Origin of the sequence: Salinimonas profundi (assembly GCF_014750655.1) — a bacterium.
Taxonomy (GTDB): domain Bacteria; phylum Pseudomonadota; class Gammaproteobacteria; order Enterobacterales; family Alteromonadaceae; genus Alteromonas; species Alteromonas profundi_A.
Genome location: NZ_JABBXD010000001.1, coordinates 731,344 through 757,002, shown reverse-complemented (window position 1 = coordinate 757,002; position 25,659 = coordinate 731,344). Strand labels below are relative to the sequence as shown.

At 46.8% G+C, this 25,659-nt stretch carries 22 protein-coding genes and 1 tRNA gene; 12 read left to right on the top strand and 11 right to left on the bottom strand.

What is annotated here, in order from left to right:
- Positions 1-49: 49 nt before the first annotated feature.
- Both HHX48_RS03310 and HHX48_RS03305 read left to right on the top strand, forming a co-directional pair.
- Complete coding sequence (locus HHX48_RS03310; protein ID WP_191022200.1) at positions 50-1,912, top strand: PKD domain-containing protein; 1,863 nt, start codon at positions 50-52, stop codon at positions 1,910-1,912.
- 276 nt (positions 1,913-2,188) lie between these two features.
- The gene (locus HHX48_RS03305; RefSeq protein WP_191022199.1) at positions 2,189-3,793 is read left to right on the top strand and encodes a M28 family metallopeptidase; all 1,605 of its coding nucleotides are present in this window, start codon (positions 2,189-2,191) and stop codon (positions 3,791-3,793) included.
- A gap of 152 nt (positions 3,794-3,945) precedes the next feature.
- Here HHX48_RS03305 and HHX48_RS03300 read toward each other — a convergent pair whose 3' ends face one another.
- Positions 3,946-4,902: a mechanosensitive ion channel family protein gene (locus tag HHX48_RS03300; RefSeq protein WP_223857977.1), complete on the bottom strand. Its 957-nt coding sequence runs from the start codon at positions 4,900-4,902 to the stop codon at positions 3,946-3,948.
- Positions 4,903-5,156: 254 nt separating this feature from the next.
- Here HHX48_RS03300 and HHX48_RS03295 point away from each other — a divergent pair, with 254 nt between their 5' ends.
- From HHX48_RS03295 to HHX48_RS03280, 4 genes are all read left to right on the top strand, one after another.
- Positions 5,157-5,477, top strand: a complete 321-nt coding sequence (locus HHX48_RS03295; protein WP_191022198.1) for a hypothetical protein — start codon at positions 5,157-5,159, stop codon at positions 5,475-5,477.
- Between the two features lie 112 nt (positions 5,478-5,589).
- Positions 5,590-5,814, top strand: a complete 225-nt coding sequence (locus HHX48_RS03290) for a hypothetical protein (RefSeq protein ID WP_191022197.1) — start codon at positions 5,590-5,592, stop codon at positions 5,812-5,814.
- 52 nt (positions 5,815-5,866) lie between these two features.
- The gene (locus HHX48_RS03285; protein WP_191022196.1) at positions 5,867-6,148 is read left to right on the top strand and encodes a hypothetical protein; all 282 of its coding nucleotides are present in this window, start codon (positions 5,867-5,869) and stop codon (positions 6,146-6,148) included.
- 127 nt (positions 6,149-6,275) lie between these two features.
- Complete coding sequence (locus tag HHX48_RS03280; RefSeq protein ID WP_191022195.1) at positions 6,276-7,667, top strand: ADP-ribosylglycohydrolase family protein; 1,392 nt, start codon at positions 6,276-6,278, stop codon at positions 7,665-7,667.
- Positions 7,668-7,726: 59 nt separating this feature from the next.
- On the opposite strand, the gene kynU is transcribed toward HHX48_RS03280, so the two are convergent.
- Both kynU and HHX48_RS03270 read right to left on the bottom strand, forming a co-directional pair.
- Entirely contained in the window at positions 7,727-8,959 is a 1,233-nt protein-coding gene (gene kynU, locus HHX48_RS03275) for a kynureninase (protein ID WP_191022194.1), read from the bottom strand.
- A gap of 8 nt (positions 8,960-8,967) precedes the next feature.
- Positions 8,968-9,810, bottom strand: a complete 843-nt coding sequence (locus HHX48_RS03270) for an alpha/beta hydrolase (RefSeq protein WP_191022193.1) — start codon at positions 9,808-9,810, stop codon at positions 8,968-8,970.
- A 441-nt stretch (positions 9,811-10,251) separates the two neighbouring features.
- Between HHX48_RS03270 and HHX48_RS03265 the strand changes: the two genes are divergently transcribed.
- The gene (locus HHX48_RS03265) at positions 10,252-10,989 is read left to right on the top strand and encodes a TrmH family RNA methyltransferase (protein ID WP_191022192.1); all 738 of its coding nucleotides are present in this window, start codon (positions 10,252-10,254) and stop codon (positions 10,987-10,989) included.
- An 88-nt stretch (positions 10,990-11,077) separates the two neighbouring features.
- Complete coding sequence (gene ylqF / locus HHX48_RS03260; RefSeq protein ID WP_191022191.1) at positions 11,078-12,076, top strand: ribosome biogenesis GTPase YlqF; 999 nt, start codon at positions 11,078-11,080, stop codon at positions 12,074-12,076.
- Positions 12,077-12,246: 170 nt separating this feature from the next.
- Here the strand turns inward: ylqF and HHX48_RS03255 are convergent.
- Together HHX48_RS03255 and rluF are read right to left on the bottom strand one after the other, a co-directional pair.
- Positions 12,247-12,331 (bottom strand) — tRNA-Tyr (locus HHX48_RS03255).
- A 257-nt stretch (positions 12,332-12,588) separates the two neighbouring features.
- On the bottom strand, positions 12,589-13,461 hold the full coding sequence (rluF, locus tag HHX48_RS03250; protein ID WP_191022190.1) for a 23S rRNA pseudouridine(2604) synthase RluF: 873 nt from the start codon (positions 13,459-13,461) through the stop codon (positions 12,589-12,591).
- 260 nt (positions 13,462-13,721) lie between these two features.
- Here rluF and HHX48_RS03245 point away from each other — a divergent pair, with 260 nt between their 5' ends.
- Entirely contained in the window at positions 13,722-14,435 is a 714-nt protein-coding gene (locus tag HHX48_RS03245) for a dienelactone hydrolase family protein (protein WP_191022189.1), read from the top strand.
- Positions 14,436-14,528: 93 nt separating this feature from the next.
- On the opposite strand, the gene HHX48_RS03240 is transcribed toward HHX48_RS03245, so the two are convergent.
- The 3 genes from HHX48_RS03240 to HHX48_RS03230 form a co-directional block, all read right to left on the bottom strand.
- The gene (locus HHX48_RS03240; protein ID WP_191022188.1) at positions 14,529-15,509 is read right to left on the bottom strand and encodes a lipase secretion chaperone; all 981 of its coding nucleotides are present in this window, start codon (positions 15,507-15,509) and stop codon (positions 14,529-14,531) included.
- Position 15,510: 1 nt separating this feature from the next.
- Positions 15,511-16,446 (bottom strand): esterase/lipase family protein, encoded by a 936-nt coding sequence (locus HHX48_RS03235; RefSeq protein ID WP_191022187.1) that lies wholly within the window; start codon positions 16,444-16,446, stop codon positions 15,511-15,513.
- A 276-nt stretch (positions 16,447-16,722) separates the two neighbouring features.
- Entirely contained in the window at positions 16,723-17,169 is a 447-nt protein-coding gene (locus tag HHX48_RS03230; RefSeq protein WP_191022186.1) for a CreA family protein, read from the bottom strand.
- Between the two features lie 274 nt (positions 17,170-17,443).
- Between HHX48_RS03230 and HHX48_RS03225 the strand changes: the two genes are divergently transcribed.
- Together HHX48_RS03225 and HHX48_RS03220 are read left to right on the top strand one after the other, a co-directional pair.
- On the top strand, positions 17,444-18,343 hold the full coding sequence (locus tag HHX48_RS03225) for a sensor domain-containing diguanylate cyclase (RefSeq protein WP_191022185.1): 900 nt from the start codon (positions 17,444-17,446) through the stop codon (positions 18,341-18,343).
- A gap of 311 nt (positions 18,344-18,654) precedes the next feature.
- Positions 18,655-19,374 carry a substrate-binding periplasmic protein gene (locus HHX48_RS03220; RefSeq protein ID WP_191022184.1) on the top strand — a complete coding sequence of 240 codons (720 nt, stop codon included), beginning with the start codon at positions 18,655-18,657 and terminating at the stop codon, positions 19,372-19,374.
- 3 nt (positions 19,375-19,377) lie between these two features.
- Here the strand turns inward: HHX48_RS03220 and HHX48_RS03215 are convergent, their stop codons facing one another.
- Complete coding sequence (locus tag HHX48_RS03215) at positions 19,378-19,779, bottom strand: hypothetical protein (protein ID WP_191022183.1); 402 nt, start codon at positions 19,777-19,779, stop codon at positions 19,378-19,380.
- Between the two features lie 95 nt (positions 19,780-19,874).
- Positions 19,875-21,560, bottom strand: a complete 1,686-nt coding sequence (locus HHX48_RS03210; protein ID WP_191022182.1) for a methyl-accepting chemotaxis protein — start codon at positions 21,558-21,560, stop codon at positions 19,875-19,877.
- A gap of 334 nt (positions 21,561-21,894) precedes the next feature.
- Here HHX48_RS03210 and HHX48_RS03205 point away from each other — a divergent pair, with 334 nt between their 5' ends.
- On the top strand, positions 21,895-24,744 hold the full coding sequence (locus tag HHX48_RS03205) for an ATP-binding protein (RefSeq protein ID WP_317983469.1): 2,850 nt from the start codon (positions 21,895-21,897) through the stop codon (positions 24,742-24,744).
- Positions 24,745-24,762: 18 nt separating this feature from the next.
- On the opposite strand, the gene HHX48_RS03200 is transcribed toward HHX48_RS03205, so the two are convergent.
- On the bottom strand, positions 24,763-25,656 hold the full coding sequence (locus HHX48_RS03200; protein ID WP_191022181.1) for a copper resistance D family protein: 894 nt from the start codon (positions 25,654-25,656) through the stop codon (positions 24,763-24,765).
- Positions 25,657-25,659 lie beyond the last annotated feature (3 nt).

Sequence of the window (25,659 nt, the reverse complement as noted above, 5' to 3'; positions counted from 1 at the left end):
TTATGTAAGTACACGTGTACTTTGAAGTATTAATTTTTAAGGATGAAAAATGTCTCCCCAATTCCAATTTACCAAAATTTTAGTTCTGATGTCTGCTGTAGGCCTGACCGCATGTGGCGGTGGTGGTAGCGACTCCTCGTCGTCTACGCCAGAGCAAACAGCCGCGCCGGTTACCACAACACCTACGGCCAGCGCATCTCTGGAAGTGGCTAATCCGATTGCAGATATGAGCGCTAAAGTCGGTGAAGAATTTAAATTTGCGATCCCCGAAAACCTGTGTACCGCTGGAGACGATGCTGATATCGACGCCCAGATCACCCAGGTTAAGAACGGACTGGGCCTGTCTATCATTAACTTTGAAAGAATTGAAGGCCAGCCTAATGCCTCTGGAGAGGTTTCTGTTACGGTTACATGTAAGACCGCAGAAGCATCTGTAGAGGACAGCTTCAAAATAACCGTGACTGAAGATAACGTCGCACCCACCGTCGATGCGGGGGAGGCTCAGAACGTGACTTCCGGCGATACTGTCACGCTGACGGCTACGGCGCAGGATAGCAATACCAACGACTCAGTTGTTTCTTACTTGTGGGAACAAACAGGCTCAGGTGTTGCGGTAGACGCAATAACCAATAGTGACAGTTCCAGTGCCAGCTTTACTGCCCCTCAGGTAGAACAGAGCGAGACACTTACATTTACCGTCACTGTGACAGACAGTGAAGGGGCAACAGCAAGCGATACTGTGGAAGTTACTGTCGATTCTCAATATATCCCCGAGGTGAGTGTTACATTCCCGTCTGCCTATGGGGTAGTTACAGCGACTGAAGTTGATGTGTTTGGTAGTGTTGAGACTAAAAATGAAGCAACGCTGGCGACAGTTACCGTATCATCCGGTAGCACAGAATATAACGCTGTTGTGGAGGCGGATACTGGTAAATGGCGCGCAGAAAATGTCAGCGTTGCTGATATCAGTGAACTGACAATTATTGCGACAGATTCAAAAGGCCTGAAAAAACAGCTTTCTCATCCTGTAACTGCAGATGCTGCCAATGCGACGACCATCGACAGCGAGCTTGTGGATATTGGTTTGAATACCAAAACAAATAAGCTCTATATCCAGTCAAGTGGCTTCATGGTAAGTGACGTGGCGACCCGGGTACTGGACCTGAATACCGGTGAGCTTGAACTACTTGAGGTTCAAAAAGCGGAAGGGTTTGAGGACAGGACTGTATGGAGCTTCTATCTGGACCCTGTGGGCAATCGTTTCTTCTCCAGTACGGGATCTGAGATCATGACCACTGATTTGGACACGCTTGAACAAACAGTTGTGTCGTCTAACGACGCGGCCAATGGTCCGGTTGTTGGTCTGGCTATCGACCTGGTAGCTGCACCTGACAACAATATTTATATTGTTGATAATACGAACAATCAAATCCTGACACTGAATCCTGATACTGGTAAACGTACATTGGTCGTTGACCAGGCGGAATCAACACTCAATGAAGCGCCGATTTCTGCAATCTTTGACGAAAGTGCTAATCGCCTTGTGGTTGCATTTAACTCTTGGACCGATGTGCCATTTAGTGCAGTAGATTTGACATCGAAAGCGATTTCAGAGGTCACAGGAACACTTGCTGATACGGTAGGTGATTTAGCTATCACTACTGATGGTGCATCACTTTATTATGTAAAGGATAGTGATCTGGTTCGATTTGATACCGCTTCTGAAACCGCTGAAGTTATCGTAGAGGGTGTCGCTCGCGATGCAACATCTACTATGCCTGAAGATGAGGCGACCGGACTGGAGTTAGATGAAGCACGAGGTCTGCTTTACATGGCTTCTATAAGTAAAGACAGCTTCGACCTTATCATTACCGTTGTTGACTTAAAAACCGGTGATTACATTAAGCTATAACAGATAACCACGTTATCGTGATTAAACGCCGGACAATTGTCCGGCGTTTTCGTTTTCCGGACTCGTTCTTTGCATAATTCTGTGAGCATTAGATGCTTCATGTAAATGCGTCCTCATCGTGCACTAACTTTTAGTACAAGTCGCGATTTCTTCTTAGTCCCATACTCGTTTAAATCTGTTTCTTAACCAGAGGAATCAGACTTTGGTCTGTGAACGTTTGTGTTAGGTTTCCCTATTCGTTACTCTTCAGACAAATCATCAATAAAGAGTAACCTCATGGTCAAAAAACTCATTGCCGGCGCTGTACTGCTTTCCAGCAGTATGGCGGTAAATGCCGCGGAAAATACATTGTCAGAGATTGGGCAGTCGCTGAATCTAGATAATTTTCGTGAAGATGTTAAAACCCTTGCCAGCGACGAGTTTGAAGGGCGAGCACCGCTGTCGGCTGGCGAGGATAAAACCATTGATTACCTGGTTAAACAGTTTAAGGAAATAGGACTAAAACCTGCATTTGGCGATAGTTATATTCAAAACGTGCCGCTGGCTCGCATCCTGGCTGATCAGGATTTCTCGTTGAAAATGGGCGATCTGACATTTGAGAATGGCAGTGAGTTTGTGGCCCGCACCCAACGCATCAGCGAGACCGTGAAAATTAATAATGATGTGGTTTTTGTTGGTTATGGCATTAATGCCCCTGAATATGACTGGAACGATTATGAAGGCGTTGACGTAAAGGACAAAACGGTGATCGTGCTTGTCAACGATCCGGGGTTCTCATCCGGCAAACCCGATTTTTTTACCGGCAATGCCATGACCTATTACGGGCGCTGGACCTATAAATATGAAGAGGCGGCACGGCAGGGTGCAAAGGCGGTGTTCATCGTCCATGAAACCATGCCGGCTGGCTATGGCTGGGGCGTTGTTCAGGCAGGCGGCACCACCGCCAAATTCACGCTGGTTGATGATAACAAAAACCAATCCCAGGTCGGCGTAATGGGATGGATGCACCTGCGTGCTGCGCAAAAAGTGTTTGAAGCTGCCGGTCTGAACTATCGTGAAATGAAGAAAGCCGCAGGTCAGCGAGACTTTGAGGCGGTTGATCTGAAGCAGACAGCACAGTTGACGCTGAATAATACCATCGAGCACAAAGAGTCACGCAATGTGGCGGCTATTTTACCGGGCAGCGAGTCACCCGATGAGTGGGTGGCACTTCACGCGCACTGGGACGCGCTGGGTAAAGGAATGGAGAACGGTAAAGAAGTTGTTCTGAACGGAGCGGTAGATAATGCTTCTGGTACTGCCGGTGTTTTAGAGCTCGCGCGTGTATTCAAATCGCAGGCTAAAGAGAATCCTTACAAGCGAACGATGATGTTCGGCGCGTTTACTGCTGAGGAAACCGGGCTGATTGGTGCAAAGCATTTCGCACAAAACCCACCCATTCCGGCAAAAGATATCGTTGCGTTTTTAAATATTGATGGCATGAATGTAAACGATGCTACCGATTACACGCTGCAGTATGGCGATAATGTTTCAGAGCTGGAAGACTACGTAGAGAAAGTGTCTAAATCTCAGGGACGAACCGTAAAGCCTGATCCAAGACCGCAAAACGGGTTATTTTTCCGCTCTGATCACTTTGCGGCCGCACGTGAAGGTATTCCTTCTTACCTGTTCATGAGTCTGGGGGATACCGACCCACAATTTATCGCTAACCGCTATCATAAAAGTGGTGATGACTATTTTGAAAGCTGGACACTGGGTGGCGTAAAGCAAGATTTGGATCTTATCGGTCAGATCATGGCTGAGCTGGCAAATAATGGCGACTGGCCAAAGTGGACCGGCGATTCAGAATTTAAAGATGCCCGAAAGGCATCCGGACGATAGTTTACTGAAGACTGCATTCTCTCAGTCGTTGGGAGTGCAGTCTGCTTCACTTACCTAATCATGCTTTTCTTTCTGACGTTTATCAACGTCCTTTGCCCGACTGAACATTATTGTCATGCCAGGAGTATCGCACTCAAAAAGCTTCTCATTGGTTAGTCTCGCTGCTCCTGATTTATTACCAGCGGTTCTTTAAATGTCATGGTTCGGTATGGGAAGGGGATCTCGATACCCGCATCATCCAGCGTACGCTTCACAATGCTGACCACTTCGCTGCGAGAGCGTCTGTGATCTAACGGGGTTGGCCCGGTCCACCAGGTGATTTCAATATCAATACTGCTGTCGCCAAAGCCGTTTAGAAAAATCTGAATGGGTAGCTGCTGATCCACTGTGTCACAGTGAGATAATGCTTGCTGCAGCAACTCCACAGCGTGATCGGCATCTTCTGAATATGCCACGCCGGTCATCACTGTGATGCGACGTTTATCTTGATCAGTTAATACGTTGACGGCATTTTTGAACAAGAAAGAATTCGGAACCACTACCAGTTCGCCGTTGGTTTTACGAATAGTCGTCATGCGCACTGAAATATTCTCTACTTTTCCCAGAATGGACTGACACTCGATAAAGTCGCCTTTCTCGAACGGATACTTCCATAACAACAGCACGCCGGCAAAAAAGTTTTCAAATATCTCTTTGAATGCAAAGCCGATGGCGATGGAAGCCAAGCCCAAACCGCCCAGTGCTTTAGCGGGGGTGAGGCCTGGGAAAACGACCATGGCGGCCAGCAATAAACCTAACGCCCAGATACCAATATGCGACAGCCGCTCGAACAGTTCGCTGAGCGACTGTCGCATATGACGGGTTAGCTTAAGAACAACTTTGCCAACCAGGTAAGCAACCAGCCAGGTTAACAACAGAATAATCAGACCGGCGAACAGGTAGGGCAGGTGCTCTATAAAATTATGAACGATCGAAACAACCGTATTTTCCAATGTCTCGCGAGGCGTCAGGTCGCTGATATCATCCATTTTGGGGGTATCTGTGGAAGACTGCGCGTTCGCCATACCGCTAAGTAATACAAAGATGAAAAGATAGAGTCGGCTGTTCATAATGGACTGATAATAGGGAGAGATTAACTGTCAGTGTACGAGATAGCGCAATGATTAACCAGCGCGTTTCAATTGACAGACTGCGTAGAGAAGAGCAATTCCATTTCATCATGTCACTAGTTAGAAAAGCAGTGTGAAACAATCAAAGGTTCTGACTAAAAGCCAGAAGAGATAAACTTAAAATACTGACCATGCGGTCATTTTCATGGATAATCCTTCGTGATCGCACGTTTGTAAAGCAGGAGTAGAATAGCGTGTTCGCAATGTTCAGACATCAATGGGTTGCCTACCGCTATAAGCGGAATGACTTAAATATCATAGAAAAAATCAGCGCAGGAACCTTTGAGCAGATCATTGAACAGTATTGTTCGCAGGGGTGGGAGAAAACCGACGCGTTCAGGCCGTTTGACGCTGATAGCAAGAAATGGTCGTGCAAACTACGAAAAGGCCATCAGACACTCAACTGCCTGTGGGATCGCAATAAGGCTGGCAGTATTTCAGGCATGTCCAGAATTATAGGGTCTATGGCTGAGCAATTTTCCCTTAAGGTCAATCAAACACCGTCTAAAAGGTAAACAACGCATAAAAATTAGATCTGAGAGACAGATGGTTTATTCACATTTTTCTTTTACAGTTGTTTTGCAAGATAAATCTTGTGACTCACATACTTTATAAGGATATAAAAAAATGGAAGTTTTAGACATAAATTCTGTCAACGCCGTTGACGGTGGTTTTCGTCCTCCCACAAATATATTTCCAGGCATGAATGCTAGGCTGGCATTAACTACGTTCAGGGGAATGGGTTTGGTGGGTATGGCCTTCGGAATGGGCTATTCCGCGGGAACATATCTGGCTGAAAATACCGGTATTGATGAGTGGATAGCTGATGCCGCCTGGGGTTTGACACATTAAGTAAATGTGGTGCCTGCTGGCACCACACTTCAAACAAAAAAGGGCTAACGCCATGGCCTTCACGCTTAAAAACCTGTTGTCATTGTTTTTCTTTTCGCTAGCGGTATTTCTGCTGTCGAAAAATCAGATTGGCCTGGGCCTGATGTTTTCAGGTGCATCAATCTCTGTGCAATTTTTATCCCGTCAATTTTTATTGAAGGAAATAACTTGTAAAGAGGATCTCTTACACAAAGAAGTTTTCGAAGATTGTTTTTCTGTCTGCGCCAGCGTAGCAGGAGATAGTATGATTATGCTTGGCGTAGTCGTTTACCTTTACAATGCGATTTTCTCTTAATTCATTGATACAACTTTTTATATCTGATTCTCTGTTTCCTGTTGTGAAGTCAGGCACAGTACCAACTTATTGACTCATGCTACGAGTTCAATCATGCTCAACGGTACGATTACGTCCCGGATTTAAAATGAACGCCTTTTCTTCTCTCTTGTTGCTCGTCAGTATCCTTTCACTTCCGGCAATGTCAGTTTCGGCCCAGGAAACGCTGACACTGTCTCGCGCTGACTATCAGGACAAATTGGAAGGGTTCTGGCTGGGGCAAAGTATTGCAAACTGGACAGGTCTGGTCACCGAAATGGATAAAATCGGCGGCGAGGGACCCCATGGAGACTTTTATACTCGTCAGGACTGGGGCACAAAAGATCAGCCAAGCATATGGGGGCAGGGCGTTCCCAGTGATTTATCGGCAACAATTGACTGGGTATTTGAGAAAGACGGCATGTGGGGCTCGGATGACGATACTGATATTGAGTACCTGTACCAGCACCTGCTGACAAAATATGAGACCACACATTTAACGGCACAGCAAATTCGTGAAGGCTGGCTGACACATATCTATTCTGACGAAAACACCCCTTTTACCAATGATAAAGGCGAAAAGGAAAACTTTCTCTGGGTGTCGAATCAAACGGCGCATGATCTGATGCGACAGGGTGTGTTACCTCCCGATACCAGCAAGCCGTCGAAGAATCCGCACTTCGATATGATTGATGCGCAACTGACCACAGAAATATTCGGATTGTTTGCACCCGGACGGCCTGATATTGCGCTGGAAATGGCTCGCCTGCCAATATTAACCACCGCCAGAGAAGATGCCCGCTGGGCTGCGGAGTTTTACGTCATAATGTATTCGCTGGCAGCAACAATTAAAAATACGCCTGATAGCGAACAGATATTGGCGCTTGCGCAAAAAGCGCGACAACGACTTCCTGATGCGTCCTACACGGCTCGCATGTTTGATTTTGTGCTTGCCAGGTTTCGCCAGGGTGTGCCGTGGGAAGTAACCAGAGACGCTGTTTATCAGCGTTATCAGGTGGAACAACAAGATGGCTATACTGTGACATCCAGAAACCTTTATTGTAACGGCTGTTTTGCCTCCGGCATCAATTTCGCAGCCAGTCTGATTAGTCTGTTTTACGGGGAGGGTGACTACCAAAAGACGGTTAAAATAGCCGTACTTTGTGGCTGGGATGCTGACAACCCGGCCGCCACATGGGGCGGGATGCTGGGTTTTGTCATGGGTAAAAAAGCATTAGAGGCACAGTTTGACCGAACCTTTTCAGAAACATTCAATATCCACCGAACCCGCGGCGGGTTCGACAACGATGGTATTGATCAGTTTTCATCCATGGCGGCACGCGGCATAAATATCGTTGATCGTGTTGTGAAACAAATTCAGGGCGCCCGTACAGACCAGCAGAAGAATCAATGGCATATTCCTGTCCAACCTGCTTTTATCCCGCCAGCGAAGCTACCTGATGACTATCCATATTACCATCATCAGGCAGCAGAAAAATGAAATACGCTAACTATTCGCTGCGTCAGATAATTGCATTACTTTTCTTTTTGCATCGCCGCTTAAGTGACGGTTGCCCGCTGGTTGTATTTTGAATCCCGGTAAAGCGCGTGGTCCATAATCGTCGCTAAAATATCTATAGCCTGAGCAATATCACTGTAGCGCAGATATAAAGGCGTAAACCCAAACCGGACGATGTCAGGTGCGCGGAAATCCGGTATCACTCCATGCCCGATGAGCGCCTGACAAATGGCATAAGCATCAGGGTGAGAAAACGATAACTGGCTGCCTCGTACGGCTGGATCAGCAGGTGACTGAAGTGTTAAATCGAACAGGCAGGCGTGGTCTTTTTTGAGCGATAAAAACAGTTCTGTCAGTTCAATCGATTTATTGCGCACCGCCTGCATATCCACATCAGCAAAGACATCAAGCGCCGCATCTAACGCCGCCATTGCAATAATAGATGGCGTACCCGTCAGAAACTGCCGGACCCCCGCTGCGGGTTCATAGTTGTCAGAAAATGCGAAGGGATTTGCGTGACCCATCCAACCGCTGAGCGGCTGTTTAATCTGTGCATGATGTCTGGCGGCTGCATAAATAAACGCAGGCGCTCCTGGGCCGCCGTTAAGATATTTATAACCGCACCCAACCGCAAAGTCGACATTACAGGCATCCAGATTGAGGGGCACAGCACCGGTGCTGTGAGCAAGATCCCAGATGACCAGTATGCCTTTATCCTGTGCCAGCCTGGTCAAACGCTGCATATCGTGAATGCGACCAGAACGAAAGTTAACATGCGTGAGCATCAAAACAGCAACGTTTTCATCTAATGCATCATCGAGTTCTTCAGTGGGCACACTGTTGAGTTCGCAGCGTTGGCTACCAAGCAGCGCTTCTATTCCCTGAACCATATACAGATCGGTAGGAAAGTTGCCTTGTTCTGAGACCACGGTGTTGCGACCTGGCTGCATATTCAAAGCGGTAACTAACAATTTATAAAGGTTGATTGAAATGGAATCCGTTACCACCACCTGGCCGGCAGCGGCACCAAGCAGTGGTGCAATCTTATCTCCCACCGTCAATGGAAGCTCAATCCAGCTATGCTTATTCCAGGCACTGATTAAGTCGTTGCCCCATTGATGGCTGACGACTTCATGCACACGCGCGGCACTTGCTTTGGGCAAGGCCCCTAAAGAGTTGCCATCCAGATAAATGGTATTTTCCGGCAGCGCAAACTGTTCGCGACAGGCGGCAAGAGGATCAAGGCGGTCAAGTTGTTCAATATTATGCGTCATAGACTCACTTATTTTTTCAGTTTTTCCATGAAAGCCGCAAAGGCTGGTGTACCAGGATGAAGCCAGTCAAAGTGTCCGGCATTTTTAACAGAGGTAAATGATACTGCAGGTAGCGGATTATCAGGTAGCGGTACAATACTGTCTTTATCGCCGGTGAAAATTGTCACGCTTTTTTCAAATTGTGCATTTACCAGGCTGGCTTGCTGGTATTGCGACGGCCGCCGCTGAGGTGTTCCGCGCATAAATTCAGTAGTAGCACGCTGGCAGCTGTTGCTTCCTCTGGCATATTTTTCAATATCGATGATAGGTGCCAGACCTATAACGTGACCGATTGGCCCGGAGAGTTGCTGTACAGCCAGCATCGCCAGATGCCCTCCGGCGGAATGTCCTGCCAGGGTTATCTGTTGACGGTCAAATGTGTATTGCTTCTGTTGATGAATAAAATCAATAGACTTGACTACATCATCAAGGCTTCCCGGCCAGCCGCCTCCCGGATCGCCGGTGCGACGATATTCAACTGACCAGACAGCGAATCCTGCATTTTTCAGCGCTGTGGCCATAGCATAGCTGTGCGTAATGTCATACGCCGATAACCAGCAACCGCCATGAACAAAAATGAGCAGCGGGGGAGGCGCTGTTTTGTCGTCAGGTAACCAGAGTTTACCAAATTGTAAAGGGTCGTCACCGTATGAAAGGGTTGCGGTTGCCTCGTCATAATCCAGAGCAAGTACCTCTGAGAAGCTCACCGCCTGAGCAGATGGGTAAGTCCCCCAGTCTGTTTTTGTTATTTCATTGTCATTCTCGCGGCCAGTTTTATCGGCGGACCTGAGAAGCTGACACCCACTTATCATTATTACAGCTGCAAACAACAACCAAACGCGCATTGATTACTCTCAGTGACAAAATGAGCCATTATAGGAGCAGCAATAAGTGCAAGATGCAAGCCCTGTTGGTGGCGGGCCAGAACCGCGGATGTCGACTAAGCAGAAGCTGGCGCTTGATAAAGGCGGATTAATGGGCGGTTAATAAGGGAAACAGGCAAGAAAGCTTGAGTTTTATCCACGCTACTTTAGACTTGTCGGCGGTAAATTCAGTCAGCAGCATGCTTAATTCTGATTGTATTTTTTATCTACCGTTTCAGACCCCGGATAATGTGATAGCGATATCAGCGCCAGATAGATTTGATTTATCGCGTGGCACTCATACAGGTCTCTGGCTACGCTATTTCGGGTAACGCTCGTGCCGACAACGCACAGCATGCACTTTTCGGGATTGATACTTAGCAGGTTGTTATGAAACTGGACGATGTTAAAAAACTTCATCAAAAAAAGTACCGCTCTCAGTTTGGCTACTACCTGATTGAAGGCGAACATCTTTTACTGGAGCTTGATAAAGCCGGTATTGATGATGCCTTACGCGCCAGGGTAACAGTATACGTTACTGCTGACAGTGAAAAATGCATCCATCAGTTGCAGCATCAGTATGTGGTCAAAACCATTAATCAGCGGCAAATGGCGCAATTGAGCGGAACCAAAACACCGCAGGGGATAATTGCTACTGTTCCCCTGCCTGAAGCTCACTTAGAATCACTGACACAAACGGAACGCTGTATCTATCTTCACGAAGTTCAGGATCCAGGCAATCTGGGTACTATTTTGCGAAGCCTCGCATGGTTTGGCCAATGCCGCCTGCTGCTTAGCCCGGGTAGTGTCGATCCGTATAACGCGAAGGTTGTGCGTGCAAGCATGGGCGCGATATTTCATGTTCCTATTGAGATGGATGTAACTCTGGCGAGTCTGTCCACGCGTTTTGGTACGTTTGCTTATCTGGATATGCAGGGCACCAGTATCAGCGATATTACGTTTAAAGATTTTGACTGCTACCTGTTTGGTAACGAAGCCCGGGGCGTGCCTTTTGACGCGCTGCAAAAATGTGACGCCCAAGCGTTCACCATTAGCGGCAGTGGACACATTGACTCATTAAATCTGGCCAGTGCAGTGACATTGTCTGTGTATCAGTTGTCTCTATAAACCGTTGCTGTCTGTGCTAATTTCATCTGTGTCGTAACCAGGCTGAGAAAGACGGTTTTCACATTAATCATTGCAAAGGAAAGATAACGTGGCGTTACATTGGTTTCCCGGGCACATGCATAAAGCCCTGAAAGAAATAAAGGAATCTTTGAAGCAAGTCGATGTGTTGATCGAGGTGCTTGATGCGCGTATTCCTTTTTCCAGCGAAAACCCTGAGATAGCCCGTATCAGAGGGGACAAACCCTGCATAAAGATTCTGAATAAATTTGATTTAGCCGATCCTGCGCTTACCGCACGCTGGCAAACGCATCTTGAATCAGAGCGAGGGGTAAAAACCATCACTACCTCAAGTGACAACCCGGCTGGCAGCAAGCAGATTATTAATCTTATTCGAAGTGTCTGTGCGCAAAAAGATGCCCATATTAAATCAATTAACGCAATGATTACCGGGATCCCGAACGTAGGCAAATCCACGCTGATAAACATTCTGGCGCAACGCACCATAGCCAAGACCGGTAATGAGCCTGCGGTGACCAAGGGGCAGCAACGAATAAATTTAGGGAGTGGCATCGTATTGTATGACACGCCCGGAGTACTATGGCCCAAGGTGGAAAATCCCCAGTCAATTTATCGTTTGGCGGCCTCTGGCGCGGTTAAAAATACCGCGATGGAATATGATGATGTGGGCTTTTTTGCTGCGGATTATCTGATAAAAGCGTACCCCCAGCTAATGCAGGAACGGTATCAGCTGGATGAACTGCCGGATACCGAACTGGCGTTTTTAGAAGCGGCTGCGAAAAAACGTGGCGCCATTATGACCGGGGGCAGGGTCAATCTGCACAAGATTTGCGAGATTCTGCTCAAAGAATTGCAATCAGGGAAACTGGGCAAGATTACCCTGGAGACACCTGAAATGGTCATCAGCGAAAATCGGGAAGTGGAAGAAGCCGCGGCCAGGAAAAAGGCGGATAAAGATAAACGTAAACAGCGATTCAAAGAAGGGTCGCTGACACCGCAAAAACGGGATCGCAAAGAAAAACGAAACGAAAAGCGACAGGCGCAGAGCGAGCGCATGAAAAAGCGCTAATTTCAACGGGGCGCGGCGATCGCCCGAAATACTGTGCACGCTCAATGTCGGATTAAGCAGTGGGCTTGCTAACTATAACGAATACAGCGTCATTGATGACAGCAACGACCAGGTAAATTGATTGGTTTAGTGCGGGCGCACCGATAGATATCGCACATAGCGAAAAAATATGGTGGAGCGGGCAGGATTCGAACCTGCGAAGGCTGAGCCGGCAGATTTACAGTCTGCTCCCGTTGACCGCTTGGGTACCACTCCACATTACGTAAACAGCAACAGGATAAACAGTGCTAGTTTGCTAACTGGCCCTGCGCCATTTGAGGAGTGCATCTTAATGATCAGAAGCCGATAGGTCAAGCACTATTTCCAAAAAGTGCCAATAAAATCATAGGGTTACTTTTTGTACAGCAACTTTCGATGTAAAAACGTACCGCCTGAAGCTGTAAGGAACTGATTTTTCAGTCAATCAAAGGTTTTTCGTCCACTCAACACTATCCTGAAGAGAAATGACAATGTCAGCGCGCTCCCTTACCTTTGCGATTTGCGCTCAAGCTAAGTGTATTGCCCGTGCGGTTTTTTGAGCGGCTTTTACCCGGCTTCGGCGTATTTGCATTACGGCTTCCGGTCGGTTTGGGGCGCGAACTTCTATGGCCGACAGGGGCTTCAGAAGATGAATGTTCAACCGATTTTAACAGCGTTGAAAGTTCATCTTTGGATAATTCACGCCACTGACCGGTTTTCAATCCCTTCAGGTTTACATTCATGATTCGGATGCGTTCCAATCTGGTTACCTCAAAGTCAAAGTAACTACACATCCGACGAATCTGGCGATTAAGGCCTTCTATCAGGATTATTTTAAACGAGAAATGACCTTCTTTTGTGACTTTACAACGCTTGGTTGTCGTCCCCAGAATAGGTACACCACTGCGCATGCCTTTTAAAAATTCATCAGTGACAGGCTTATTTACCGTAACGACATATTCTTTTTCGTGTTGATTTCCTGCCCGTAAAACCTTATTGACCAAATCACCGTTATTGGTAAGGAAAATAAGCCCCTGTGAGTCTTTATCAAGCCGACCGATAGGGAATATGCGCTCTTTGTATCGTACGTGATTAACAATGTTTGCTCTTTCAGCGCTGTCAGTCGTGCTTACCACCCCAACAGGTTTATTTAAAGCCAGAACGACAAATTTACTTTTGTCAGCAGGTTTAATCAGCTTTCCGTTTACTTTGACCGTATCGCCAGGCACGACCTTTGTTCCAACTTCAGCTCGCACGCCATTGATTTGTACTGCACCCTGTTCAATATATTTATCGGCATCACGGCGCGAACAAAAGCCGGTTTCGCTGATAAATTTATTTAAGCGTGTTGAGTTTGTCGTTTGCATAGCATCAATCTACAAGTTAAATGTCAGTGTCTGGTAGTGCGGCAGAAGTGTTACCGCGAATAGCGATGTTATCATAAAATTACCTGAGACAGATTCTTCCTGCGCGGGCATTTTTTATTTCCGTGGGCGGTTGTTTACTCTCTGTACGCCCGGTATGAACTAATCATTGCTGATGCCGTAACTAAACTACTTCACTGATACTGACTGTGTAGTCAGTTATCACCCTGGCATTCATCGATTTTTCACCAATTGAGGTTTTTATGGCAATTACCACACGCACCATTGAATACACGGTTAACGGAAAGGTTTTTGAAGGTTTACTGGCCACTGACGGACAACAATCACGTCCGACTGTTATGGTCTGTCATGCGTGGGGAGGTCGTAAAGAGCACGAGGAGGAAACCGCTAAACGTATCGCTGAACTAGGCTACACCGCCTTTGCTGCCGATGTTTATGGTAAGGATGTGCGCGGTGAGACAATCGAGGAAAATCAGGCGTTGATGACGCCTTTGGTTGAAGATCGCGATGAACTACAGCAACGACTACGAGGCGCACTGGCTGCAATGTGCGAACAGCCTGAAACAGACGAGAATAATGTGTCGGTAACCGGATTTTGCTTTGGCGGCCTTTGTGCGCTGGACATGGCGCGCACGAATGCCCCGGTGCTGGGTGTGTCTGCCTTTCACGCGGTCATTGGTAAGCCGGGTAAACCAGGAAGTGATGATATTCTGCCCAAAGTAATGTGTTTCCAGGGGTTCGATGATCCCATGGCTGATCCGGATGCGCTGGTCAGCTTTGGCAATGAGATGACGAAGCGAAATGCCGATTGGCAATTACACATTTTCGGTGGTGTCTCCCATGCGTTTACTAATCCTGATGCAAGCAACGATGAGTTAGGACTGAAATACAACAAACAGGCCTCCGAACGCGCATGGGACCTGTTTAAAGCTTTCCTTGGCGAAATGTTTGAGTAAGCGTGTCAATGCTAAGTTCAGCGTTCAAACAGCGTCCATCACTCAGATAAGATGAGTGTGGTGATGGCAGCGCACTAAAAGAGGGCGACCCCTTCATTTGCCTTCTTTTAGCAACGTGGGGTTTTCAAGATAAACCTGCAATCTGCGCTGCTCTGTAGCGGAAAACATAGACTCTCTTTTTTGTCTGACCTGGGCATTTATCTGTTCAGCGGAGAGTTCGACCGAATTGTTCAGATTTTCGCGCCATCGTTTAAATGACTTCACTTTTTGCTGCCAGCGAGACTGGTTATCTGCAGCCTTATTCAGACGCTGTGCGACTTCATGCCCGAATTCAGCAGACACCGCCTGATAGCGCGTTTCCGGATTGTCAAAGTTGCGCTGCAGTGAATTAAGCCTGTTTACATGAATACTTGGTTGAAAACTTTGCTTTTGTGCGTCGGGTAAAGTATCAAGCTGACTTTCGATATACCGGGCTTTTTGCTGTGCCGATAATCCATCATCTGCGGCTATCTGCAGTCGTTCAAGCGCTGCAGTGTCATAAGCGGCATCCTGAGCAAACAAATAATCATACTCTTTTTCACTAAACAGTGTTTGCTGTAGATCCTGCTTAAGTTGTAGCCGATTAGCCATGGCCTTTATATCTGTACTCATGACCGGCTCATCCAGTGCTTTCAACTGAGCTTTATAATCAATATAGCGAGTAAACAAATCAATTAAGTAACTGGCAGAAATGGGCTCAAACTGCGGTGCGACCACTTCTTCTGCATAGCGTTTTTTCAATACCTGTGGCGCGCTTCCCTCATTGTTAAAAATAAACCGATCGAATTCGAGTCTGGTATTTTCACTTAAGGAAAAATGCCTGCCACTTACCGCGGTACGCGTGTAATGTTTGTCATTGTTAGCTTCAGTACCGGAGTGAAACCGGAGTGCCGACGACGGGACGGATACCGCGACAGGGGGCTTTGATGTGGCAGGCTGAGTCTGCGATACACCAAAACCAAACCGTAACGCCCAGCCTGCGATCAGCAGGCTGACGGCCAAACCTGTGCACAGTATTTGTCCGCGGCGCTGCATATTATAAGCCCAGTGATTTCAGGCGGTTAGCATGGGTGAGGTAGACTTGTACGGGATCAGTTTCAAACAAGTGGTGTATACCCAGTGTCTGATTGACTTCATCAAGGTGGTTCATACGATAATCATCACGGATGACGTAGCCCAGACGCGAGCTGCAGGAGGACACCAGACCATCATTCTTCTCTCCGAAAGACAAACCTGTCAGCGCCAGAAAGGGGTCGGCGGCGTCCAGTACGTTAGTATAGCGACTGCCACCACTCCATGAGAAATACATAACACCGTTAGATTCACGCATTTTACCGTCATTTGCACAATAGCTGCTTGGTAATCCTTCCGGGTAGCGGGCATTAAACGTCTTGCTACCTTGCGTCGATAAAGAATTTAGCGCGGCAATACTGTCGGTAGGTAAGCTTGAAATTCCAGAGCCGGAAATCAGCTCCAGCAGATTGGAAAACGCATTGAATGTTGTTGCAGCAACGCCTTCCAGGGTTGAACCTTCAGCTAAGCCTGCACGCAGAATGTCTGCTACTTTGCTGCCCTGGTTTACGCCGCCCACTGATGTAACCGATGCGACCTTGTGTGGCGCAACACTGGCGGCATAACGCGCGGTTGGTCCACCATGGCTATGACCAATCAGGTTTACTTTATCTGCCCCAGAGTGTGCCAGCACCTGATCGATATATGCAAGTAACTGTTCGCCGCGTACTTCTGTCGAGTTCGCGGGGGAAACGGTAGAGGTGTAGACGACAGCACCCTGACTGGAAAGTTTGTAGGGTATTTTATAGAAGTAATCTACCCACAATACGTCATCAAAGCCAAAAAGACCGTGCACCAGCACAATGGGATACTGTGTCTTGGCATAGGTTGAGGCCTGAGCATTCATGGCGGGCAACATCAACGAGGTGATGAGCGTAATCAGCATCAAAACTTTTTTCATAATTTATCCTGTGTCGTGAAGTGGCTCCCAACTACTCGGAGGTCTGAGGTGTTAATAATTTGTTACATAATAGTAAATGAAAAAGTTTATTCAAGGGGGAGAGTGCTCTTTTAAGATGAGCCTCGAGAAGCTACAAAAGATTTGAAGAACTTAAGATGCTGAGATAGCGGGAGTTTATAGAGAAAAATGAATATTATTAAATTTATAGATCGGAGGAAAAAGTGAAAAGCAGTGGGTATCGCAATGGCATACCCACTTTAGCGGTGGTACAAAGGCTTAATTAGTCTGGAAAGCGCTGGTGCCGTACAGCGGCACTGTCGATATAGCATGCTTAAAGCTACCGCTGGTTTCTTTGGTAGAAAACGCGGTATAAACAATTACCTGATTATCTTTATCGTAAGTGCGTCTTACTTTAATGGATTTAAAAAATATCGATTTTGATTCTTTAAATATCATTTTCGGCTCTTCGATTTCAGCCTTTTCTAAATCAAATAGCGTAATTTCACCTGATTGTCGGCATGCAATAGACATGTTTGACGGATCGCTGATAGAAAGATTGGCGGAAATATGCTGTACATGACAGGTCACCCCCGGTAAATCCGGATCTTTCGCAACTTCCCAGTCCACCGTTGAGGCACTGAAAATGCCAGTTCTGACTGAATTGTCGTCTGTACACGCACCTAACAATAAAAGTGCTGACAGTGCGGCTAATATTTTTCTCATAACTTCTCCGATATAAGGGGACTATACAAGTGACGCGTTATCTTATCTACCAATACAAAAATGAAGGCCAAGAGGAAACATGTCCATCCAACTGCCTGTTGCTTATACACATTAATACAGCGAGCTGATCTTTCATCGGGTGTAATTACGCGCTACGACAGATAGAAAGCGAAAGGGTAAGTAAGGTGTCATACTTTCTTGGTATTAAACTTTTGCGCTGGCTTGAAAACAGTGTATCTTTGGTTTATATGCGTTTGTTAATGATTGAGCTCTTATGAATATCGAACAGATGCGGTCAGTGTTGGAATCATTGCCCGATCCCGTATTTATTCTTTCCACGTCCGGAAAGTATGTGGCGCTTTTCGGTGGTCAGGATGTTCGATATTACCATGATGGTACGTCTCTGGTTGGTCAGAATCTATATGATGTTCTCAAGCCAGAGAAAGCCGATTATTTTATCCGCAAAATCAATGAAGCGCTCACATCCGGTGAGATGATGGTAGAAGAGTATCAGCTCAGTGATAAAGATGTTCTGGGCTTGCCTGATGAAGGGCCGGAGGAGCCTATTTGGTTTGAGGGGAGGATCCAGGCGCTTGACTTCAAAGTGAACGATGAGTCAGTTGTCCTTTGGGTTGCCAGTAATATATCAGAGCGTTACCAGTTAGAAAAAAAGCTTCGTTACTGGGGGGATACCGATCAACTGACTGAGCTTTATAATCGCCGCCGTCTTGAACAGGATCTTGCCGCACACTTAGCCAGCTTTAATCGTTACGATGTATCTACCTCGGTGCTTATGCTTGATCTTGATAACCTCAAATCGGTCAACGACATAGAAGGGCACCATAAAGGCGACGAAATCATCGTGGCGCTTGCGGATATTTTGCGCGAGCAAATGCGTGAAGCTGACGCCGCCTATCGTTTTGGCGGTGATGAATTTGTCATTGTTTTACCTAATACCGATCTCAAGCAGGCGATTACATTCGCCGAACGGTTGAACAGTCAGTTTGCAGCTCAGGCCGATTCATTAACAGCAGGAGAGATCGAGGTGACAGTGAGTATCGGCGTTACTGCTATTTCTGCCGATGACGATTCTCACGAAACAACACTTCGCCGCGCCGATAAACTCCTTTACGAAGCTAAAAACAGAGGCAAGAACAAAGTGGTAGGCTTCTGATAAGCTATTGTTTGCGAATGAAGTTAATCTGCTACTCACACCCTGAAGCGTCCAGAGCACAAACAACTGCCCCATATACATTTCCTAGTATGTAAAAGTTACTGGACACTCTCACCTACTCATTATCGACTATTTATAGAAGAACTGGTGTCGCGCACTTAAATATTAGGTATTCTGTATATCTTTTCAAATGTCGGCTGTTGAGTGAGGTAATCAGCAGGATGTTTTTTTTCACGTTAGCTTTACCTGATCACTACCTGTTATGTCGGCTTTTATCGGCCCTGTTATTGACGACTTTTTCATTTCAATCTGTGGCAACAGAACCGGAAGAGTCTGTTGCCTGGCCGGCTTATGTGGAAGCTGCCATCGATAATGCGCCCCCTTACCGAATTATCGCCGGAGACTCTGTTAGTGGTATCTATGTAGATATCTACGAAGAGGTGATGAAACAAATAAATATTCAAACCGACTATTTTGAAGTGCCTTTTAAACGGGCATTACACCTGTTGAAAACGGGGCAGGTGGACGTGATGTTAGGGCCGATTAAAAATGATAAACGTGACGATTATGTCGATTTTTCTGTACCGGCTTTTCCACCAGTAAAAAAATTAGTACTGGTGAACAGTACGACCAATATCATTCGTGATGCGGCAGACTTTACCGGCAAAACCATTGGCGTCCAACGGGGCAGTGACTACCTGACTTTTTTGAGTAGCATTGCTGACATCACGATAATAAAACTGAATGATTATCACCAGGCACTAAGAATGCTAAAAGCCGGTCGGGTGGATCTTGTCATCATTCCTGAGTTGGTAGCCAAATCTGTGATGAAACAACTGCAATTGAGTTTTATTCGATCGCCTTATGTTATTAAGGGGGAAATTTGCTATATCGCAATTTCGAAAAGCTCGCCTGTTCGGTTTCATGTGCAGGAGATAAAAACAGCACTGGAAAGTGTGAAGGCAAGTGGTCAGTATGACAAAATTATGCAACGTTACGTTGACCACCAAGAGCGCTTTTTCGATCAATAACTGCTATCTATCTGGTGCAAAGAATGCCTGTTCCGCCAGCCATTGCCTGGCCGGGGGATAATCAATAAAAAAAGCGCGGCTGAATTGAGGATAATGGGCGCGATCAACCTCAAACGGCCGTCGTTTGATACTTTTCTGTGGACTTATCACAGCCTCGCGATGTAACCCGTTTTCAATACATTTGTTCACCAACTGATGGATGATCGGATAACAGTCCGGCGTGTAAAGTTCCCAGTCATATAAATCAGTGATCATCGCCCAGGGAGCACCAACCAGAGACGCCGTAATCTGACTGATATGACGCTCATAATTCAGGGCTGTCTCCAGATTCCAGGGGCCAATAATATCTACCAGCAATACATTATTATGTATTGTCGTTTTAAAAGACCCGTGGGCTTCAAACATCGACGAAAACTTTACTAATCAAAAAAATAATGAACACCTTAGCAGAGCCAATACCGAAGGCAATAACTATCTTATTTTCATTAAACCATTACATTTTATACTTTGAACTGCCCGATTAAATCTTCCAGTTCGCGCACTTTGGCTTCAAGCTCGTTAGCGACCCGGGCATTTTGAGTGGAGATCCCTGCCAGCTCGGTTGTTTGTTCTGCCACGCCAACAATTCTGCCTGAAATGTCACCACTGACTACGCGCTGCTGTTCAGCAGCGGTGGCGATTTGTGTATTCTCGTCATTAAGCGTATTTACAGCCTGGCTAATCGCATCAAGGTTGGCTGCAGTAGCATCAATACCAGCGGATGTGTTTTCGCTGTTTTTGATACTGGCTGCCATCACATTAGCGGCATCCCTGGCGCTTTTCTGCAGTTTTTCTATCATTTGTTGAATTTCTTCCGTGCTGCCCTGCGTTCTGGAGGCAAGTGTTCTCACCTCATCGGCAACTACCGCAAAGCCTCGTCCCTGATCGCCGGCACGCGCAGCTTCAATAGCCGCATTGAGGGCCAGCAGGTTTGTCTGTTCTGCGATATTTCCAATGACCTGCAAGACGACACTGATATTTTCAACGTCCGCGCCGACATGACTAACGACATCGCTGGTTCTGGCAAGTGCGTCAATCAGGTTGTGCATTTCCCTGCGAGTCCGATCTGCGCTGGCCAGCGCCGCCTGACTTTCCTGTTCTGCATTATGAGCCGCGCGCGCTGCATTGGATGCATTTCGCGCCGCCTGAGCGGCGGATTCAGACATTTGTGTGGTGGCCGAAGCAATTTGGTCTATTTCGGTGTGCTGGGTCGAGCTCAGCCGGTTTATACTGTTGGCCTGTTCGGTAAGGGTATGCCCCTGGTCTGAAACCGCATTGGCGACCTGTTTGACTTTTTCAATGAGTGTCTGAAGCGTCGACAAAAGGGCGTTTGTGTGTGTAGCCAGCGCGCCCATTTCATGTTGATCTGAAACGTTGAGGCGCTGGGTAAGGTCACCTTCACCCTGAGATAAGCTGAAGATGGATTGCGTGGCTTCATCAAGCGGTTTGAGGATAGATCTTGAAATCATTAAACCCGTACTGGCAAATATCAGCAGTGCTATCAGAGCCACGATAAATACCAGCATCAGCAAATGCTCACTGGACTGACTTATAATTGCTTCCAGTGTGCTTACCTGTTGCTCGATGTGGTCAACATAGATACCGGTACCGATCATCAAATTCCATTCATCAAGGAAAATGGCATACGAGAGCTTGGGATAAGCGATATCTCCGCCCAGTCTTGGAAAATGATAAGTTACGAATTCCGCCGACTGCCCAGCAGTATTTTTCTTACCTGCTTCAATAAGCTCCCTAATTAAATAAACGCCATTGGTATCTTTAAAGTCATAATAACTTTTCCCAATATTTTCCTGGCTGTTACCACTGAAGACTCGCACTGCATCCTCTGTGTAACCAAAAATGTAACCGTCTTCTCCAAATGACATATTCTGCAGAATTGATACGGCATCATTTCTGCTTCCTCCACCCTCGTAAAGGGGGGCAATCGCTGAGTAGGCCATATCGATGATATGTTTAAGCTCTTCCTGCTTACTTTGAGTGAGAATTTCTTCAGCGCTGCGGACACTTTCACTTTGCATTTTCTTGATCTGACTGGCAGTCACCAATAGCAAAATAAGTGTGATCAGAATGAGGGGCAAAGTGGCCAGTGATATAAGGCGTGTTTTAATAGAAAACTTACTTAACATCTTTCTATCTCTGCTACATGTAATGCAAAAAACCGTAGCTAAGCGTAGTCAATAAGTTAAAACAATGTAAACAAATTAAACGGTGTTTCTGCTTAAATAACCGAAAAGTATATCTGTTGATTGAGCATGCCTTGGCTTCGTTCTGTTTGGCATGAGTCAGCATTAAGAAAAAAGGGGAGTTGGAAAGAGAAACCGCGCCAGCACTGACATTTTATAAATAAGCATCCTAACAGTATGTTTTTCTGTTACTTTTAATCAGTGTATTTGATTCGCTTGTTACGTAGCACTCAGCTATGATGGGAGTGTTAATTTTCTTCAATCTAAGAAACCTGTAGTGAATAAATCTGATGTTGTAACCAGAATAAACATGTCCCCTTCAACACTGTCGTTAATAGACAATATTTCCGATGCCGTGTTTCTGGTCGATAAATTTCATAACATTATTCATCACAATCATCAGGCTGAATTGGTCACCGGTCTTGCGGCGCCCTCAATTCGTCAACATACCATCTATCAAGCGATTGACGATTTCGAAGGATCTGTTTTTGAGCAACGCTATCTCAGCGTACGTAATACAGGCGTCTCCGAGTCTTTTGAAGCCCCTTTCGGGCCCGCGTTTCTGTGGGTTTGGGCCAGCGTTTTCCTGATTGAACAAAATTGTGTCTGCATCGCGTTTCACGAAAGTGCGGTTAAACGCAGACTTGAGGCTGTGGCAAATAGTCAGCGGGAGGCGCTGAGTGCCGCGCTTGCCGGAGCCCGTCAGTCAGATGTATTAAACATCCTCACAAATGCCGTTGAAGGGCAGGCCGGACACGGCGCTAAGGCTGCTATCTCATTGATTGATGAGGAAAACGCGCTGATTCGATGTGCGACATCTTCTGGTTTACCGCAGAGCATGGTTGATGAACTTAACGATGTAGCCTTAACGGTAGCCGATCACCCTCTCACTGAATGTTATCTTACCAGGGAACTTATCAGGATAAGAGACATGCAGGGCAAAACAAAGTGGCCTGCGTTTTGTCAGACAGCTTTTGAATCTGGATTGCATGCTTTCTGGTGCACGCCGCTGCTTTCTACGCAAAGTAAATCGGTCATTGGAATATTTTCTGTTTTTTATACTGAACCCCGTCTTCCCGTTGAGTCGGATCGGCATGTAGTTGATGCGTTATCGCGCTCAGCCGCGATGGTGGTAGAAAGAGATCGTGAGAATAAGGCGCGTTTGCGCGCAGAAACGGCTTTGTCTGCCAATACTGAAACACTGAATAAACAGCGCAGGCTCTACGAGACCGCGTTATCAAATACCCCGGACCTAATTTATATCTTCGATTTGCAGGGCCGTTTCACCTATGCCAATGATGCGCTGCTGAAGATGTGGGGTCGTACCTGGGATGACTCTGTTGGTAAGACTTGTCTTGAGCTGGGCTACGAACCCTGGCATGCCCAAATGCACATGGATGAGATTAAAAAGGTTATTGAAACAAAGCAGCCTATTCGTAGCGACGTACCTTTTGATGGTACACAGGGGCGACGAATTTATGATTACATTTTTGTCCCGGTCATTTCAGATGACGGACGGGTTGAAGCCATTGCCGGATCTACCCGTGATGTTACCGAGCGAAAGGAAGCTGAAGAGCTGGCCAAAAAGGCTGAGGCCAGGCGCCGTCTTGCACTGGAGGCATCGCACAGTTTCGGTATCTGGGACTGGGATATCCAGAAGAATATCTTTACCGCAGATGAACGGTTAGCTGAACTTTTCAACATCAGTGGTGAGGAAGCGCGTTATGGTGTGGCTATAGAAAAGCCGCTGGCATCCATTCATCCTGATGACAAAGAACGAATTAAAGCCGCTATTGAGGCAAGTATAGAACATGGTACACCTTATGATGAGGAGTATCGGATTGTTCAGCAAAACGGCAGCATTCGTTGGGCATCGTTCCGCGGGCGTGTGATCTACGATGAAATGGGCAATGCTGCAAGATTCCCCGGCGTGGGTGTGGATGTTACCCGGGAGCGCAACGCCATTGATGCCTTGCACGATGCAGATAAACGCAAAGATGAGTTTCTTGCCACGCTGGCTCATGAACTTCGCAATCCCCTGGCGCCAATCAGAAATTCTTTGGCGATCCTGCAATCTGATAAATTCGATGAACGCCAGAAAGAGGCGTCATTTGCCCTGGTGGAGCGCCAGGTCACCCAGATGATTCAGCTGGTGGATGATCTGATGGATGTTTCACGAATTACCCGGGGCAAAATCCGGTTAGCGCGCACACCGCTTAAAATCAGACATGTTTTGGATGCAGCAACAGAAACGATTCAACCGCTTATTGATGAATGTTCACATACCCTCAACGTGACGTACCCTGAAGATGATTTGTGGGTCAACGGCGACCTGATCCGCCTGTCACAAATATTTTCAAATATTATCAATAATGCAGCTAAATATACGCCAGAGAAAGGAATTATTAATATCAGCGTAACCAGTGACGCTGACAATCTACATGTGGCTATCAGTGACAATGGCGCCGGTATTCCGAAAGAAAAGCTGAAAAATGTGTTTGACATGTTTTCTCAGATAGAAGGTATGCTTGAGCGTTCGAAAGGGGGGCTTGGTATCGGTTTAACGCTGGTCAGACGCCTTACTGAGCTACACGACGGCGTTGTCAATGTAGAAAGTGGGGGAGCCGGCAAGGGGACGACATTCACCGTGACGCTACCGCTTACTGATAAGCAACCTGCCCGGCAACCAGAAAAAACGCCCGCATTTAATAAACGTGTGCAGCAGTCTTCATTAAATGTTTTGATCGCTGACGATAATCAGGATGCGGCAATCACCATGGGCTGGTTGCTGGAAGCAAAAGGCTGCACCGTGGAGGTGGTTGATAGTGGTGAGGCAGCGCTCAAAGCCGTCGCATCATTTACTCCCGATTTGGTCTTGCTTGATATTGGAATGCCGGGCATGAATGGTTACGATTTGTGTATTGCGCTACAGCAAAATCCGGCACTCAAGCAGGCTATTTTCGTAGCGCAAACCGGTTGGGGCCAACCGTCTCACATACAACGCTCCAAGGCGTCTGGTTTTCATCATCACCTGGTAAAGCCAATTAATCTTGATGACCTCACACCCATTCTGCTGCAGGTTGAAGAGCATAAGCTTTCGTACCCCGCGCCCACGCACCCAAATTAAGTTCTGATCGTCAGTGTTTCAGTGCTCTGGCCCTGTGATTGTCGTAAACGTCGCGGTAACGAGCAAAATACTTATCGCAATGAGACATTCAATCTGAATGGATCGCGCCAGTGTATGCTGCCGATGTGTTAATTTGGGGACAAGCTGCCATTTGTGCCATGCTGCCAGCCCCAGTATCATCAGCACGAAAACGGCTTTCACCATAAAAATGTTGCCGTATAGCGAGCGGTATAAGGCACCCGGTAAGTCAACCAGAGAAGCAAGCATCCCTGTGCCTGTCACCAAAAGTAGTATCACCGGCAACCAGGCATGGTGCCCAAATCGTACCATTATTGCTTTTACACATTGTGGCGGATGCTGGTAGCTGATAACTATCAGCAGGGGAAGGGCACCTATCCACCACGACATCGCAATAATATGCAACACCAGTGCAATGTGCTCGGGCAGGGCTTGCTGAGAAATGTGACCGGTCAGCGTACTACTGGTGGCAGCAACCACCATTGCAACACCGACTCCCATGAGAAACCATTGTCGGTGTTGATACCGTGCCAATGAGTATAAAAAGATCATGACAAGTGCGGCTGAAAACGCTGAAAGCTTTATCAATAACGCATCGCCGGGGGCTGTTGACCACAGTATTTTGAGTATAACCGGATCGAAAGCACCGTTTATCCCGCGCGAGGCCAGAGCACCGCTTTTAGCGAAAAACCATACCAAGGCGCCGGCGATACCGATAATCAGCGCGATACAACACCATCGCAGATACGTAGGCAACGTATCTCGCCTGACATTTTCTTGTAAGCTACCGCCACATAGCAAGGGCGCATAAAACGCGCCCGCTATTGCAGCATAACCCAGATAGCTCAGTAACTTTCCCGTGATTTGCAGGAAGCCAAAGATGGAAAGCGTCATTAC

What these genes read in the sequence shown, in the direction of transcription:
- rluF (WP_191022190.1), bottom strand. Translation starts at nt 13,461, where the DNA reads ATGCAAACGACAAACTCAACACGCTTAAATAAATTTATCAGCGAAACC.
- kynU (WP_191022194.1), bottom strand. Translation starts at nt 8,959, where the DNA reads ATGACGCATAATATTGAACAACTTGACCGCCTTGATCCTCTTGCCGCC.
- HHX48_RS03285 (WP_191022196.1), top strand. Translation starts at nt 5,867, where the DNA reads ATGGCCTTCACGCTTAAAAACCTGTTGTCATTGTTTTTCTTTTCGCTA.
- HHX48_RS03215 (WP_191022183.1), bottom strand. Translation starts at nt 19,779, where the DNA reads ATGTTTGAAGCCCACGGGTCTTTTAAAACGACAATACATAATAATGTA.
- HHX48_RS03210 (WP_191022182.1), bottom strand. Translation starts at nt 21,560, where the DNA reads ATGTTAAGTAAGTTTTCTATTAAAACACGCCTTATATCACTGGCCACT.
- HHX48_RS03300 (WP_223857977.1), bottom strand. Translation starts at nt 4,902, where the DNA reads ATGAACAGCCGACTCTATCTTTTCATCTTTGTATTACTTAGCGGTATG.
- HHX48_RS03235 (WP_191022187.1), bottom strand. Translation starts at nt 16,446, where the DNA reads ATGAAAAAAGTTTTGATGCTGATTACGCTCATCACCTCGTTGATGTTG.
- HHX48_RS03240 (WP_191022188.1), bottom strand. Translation starts at nt 15,509, where the DNA reads ATGCAGCGCCGCGGACAAATACTGTGCACAGGTTTGGCCGTCAGCCTG.
- HHX48_RS03230 (WP_191022186.1), bottom strand. Translation starts at nt 17,169, where the DNA reads ATGAGAAAAATATTAGCCGCACTGTCAGCACTTTTATTGTTAGGTGCG.
- HHX48_RS03305 (WP_191022199.1), top strand. Translation starts at nt 2,189, where the DNA reads ATGGTCAAAAAACTCATTGCCGGCGCTGTACTGCTTTCCAGCAGTATG.
- HHX48_RS03280 (WP_191022195.1), top strand. Translation starts at nt 6,276, where the DNA reads ATGAACGCCTTTTCTTCTCTCTTGTTGCTCGTCAGTATCCTTTCACTT.
- HHX48_RS03200 (WP_191022181.1), bottom strand. Translation starts at nt 25,656, where the DNA reads ATGACGCTTTCCATCTTTGGCTTCCTGCAAATCACGGGAAAGTTACTG.
- HHX48_RS03265 (WP_191022192.1), top strand. Translation starts at nt 10,252, where the DNA reads ATGAAACTGGACGATGTTAAAAAACTTCATCAAAAAAAGTACCGCTCT.
- HHX48_RS03245 (WP_191022189.1), top strand. Translation starts at nt 13,722, where the DNA reads ATGGCAATTACCACACGCACCATTGAATACACGGTTAACGGAAAGGTT.
- HHX48_RS03270 (WP_191022193.1), bottom strand. Translation starts at nt 9,810, where the DNA reads ATGATAAGTGGGTGTCAGCTTCTCAGGTCCGCCGATAAAACTGGCCGC.
- HHX48_RS03310 (WP_191022200.1), top strand. Translation starts at nt 50, where the DNA reads ATGTCTCCCCAATTCCAATTTACCAAAATTTTAGTTCTGATGTCTGCT.
- HHX48_RS03225 (WP_191022185.1), top strand. Translation starts at nt 17,444, where the DNA reads ATGAATATCGAACAGATGCGGTCAGTGTTGGAATCATTGCCCGATCCC.
- HHX48_RS03290 (WP_191022197.1), top strand. Translation starts at nt 5,590, where the DNA reads ATGGAAGTTTTAGACATAAATTCTGTCAACGCCGTTGACGGTGGTTTT.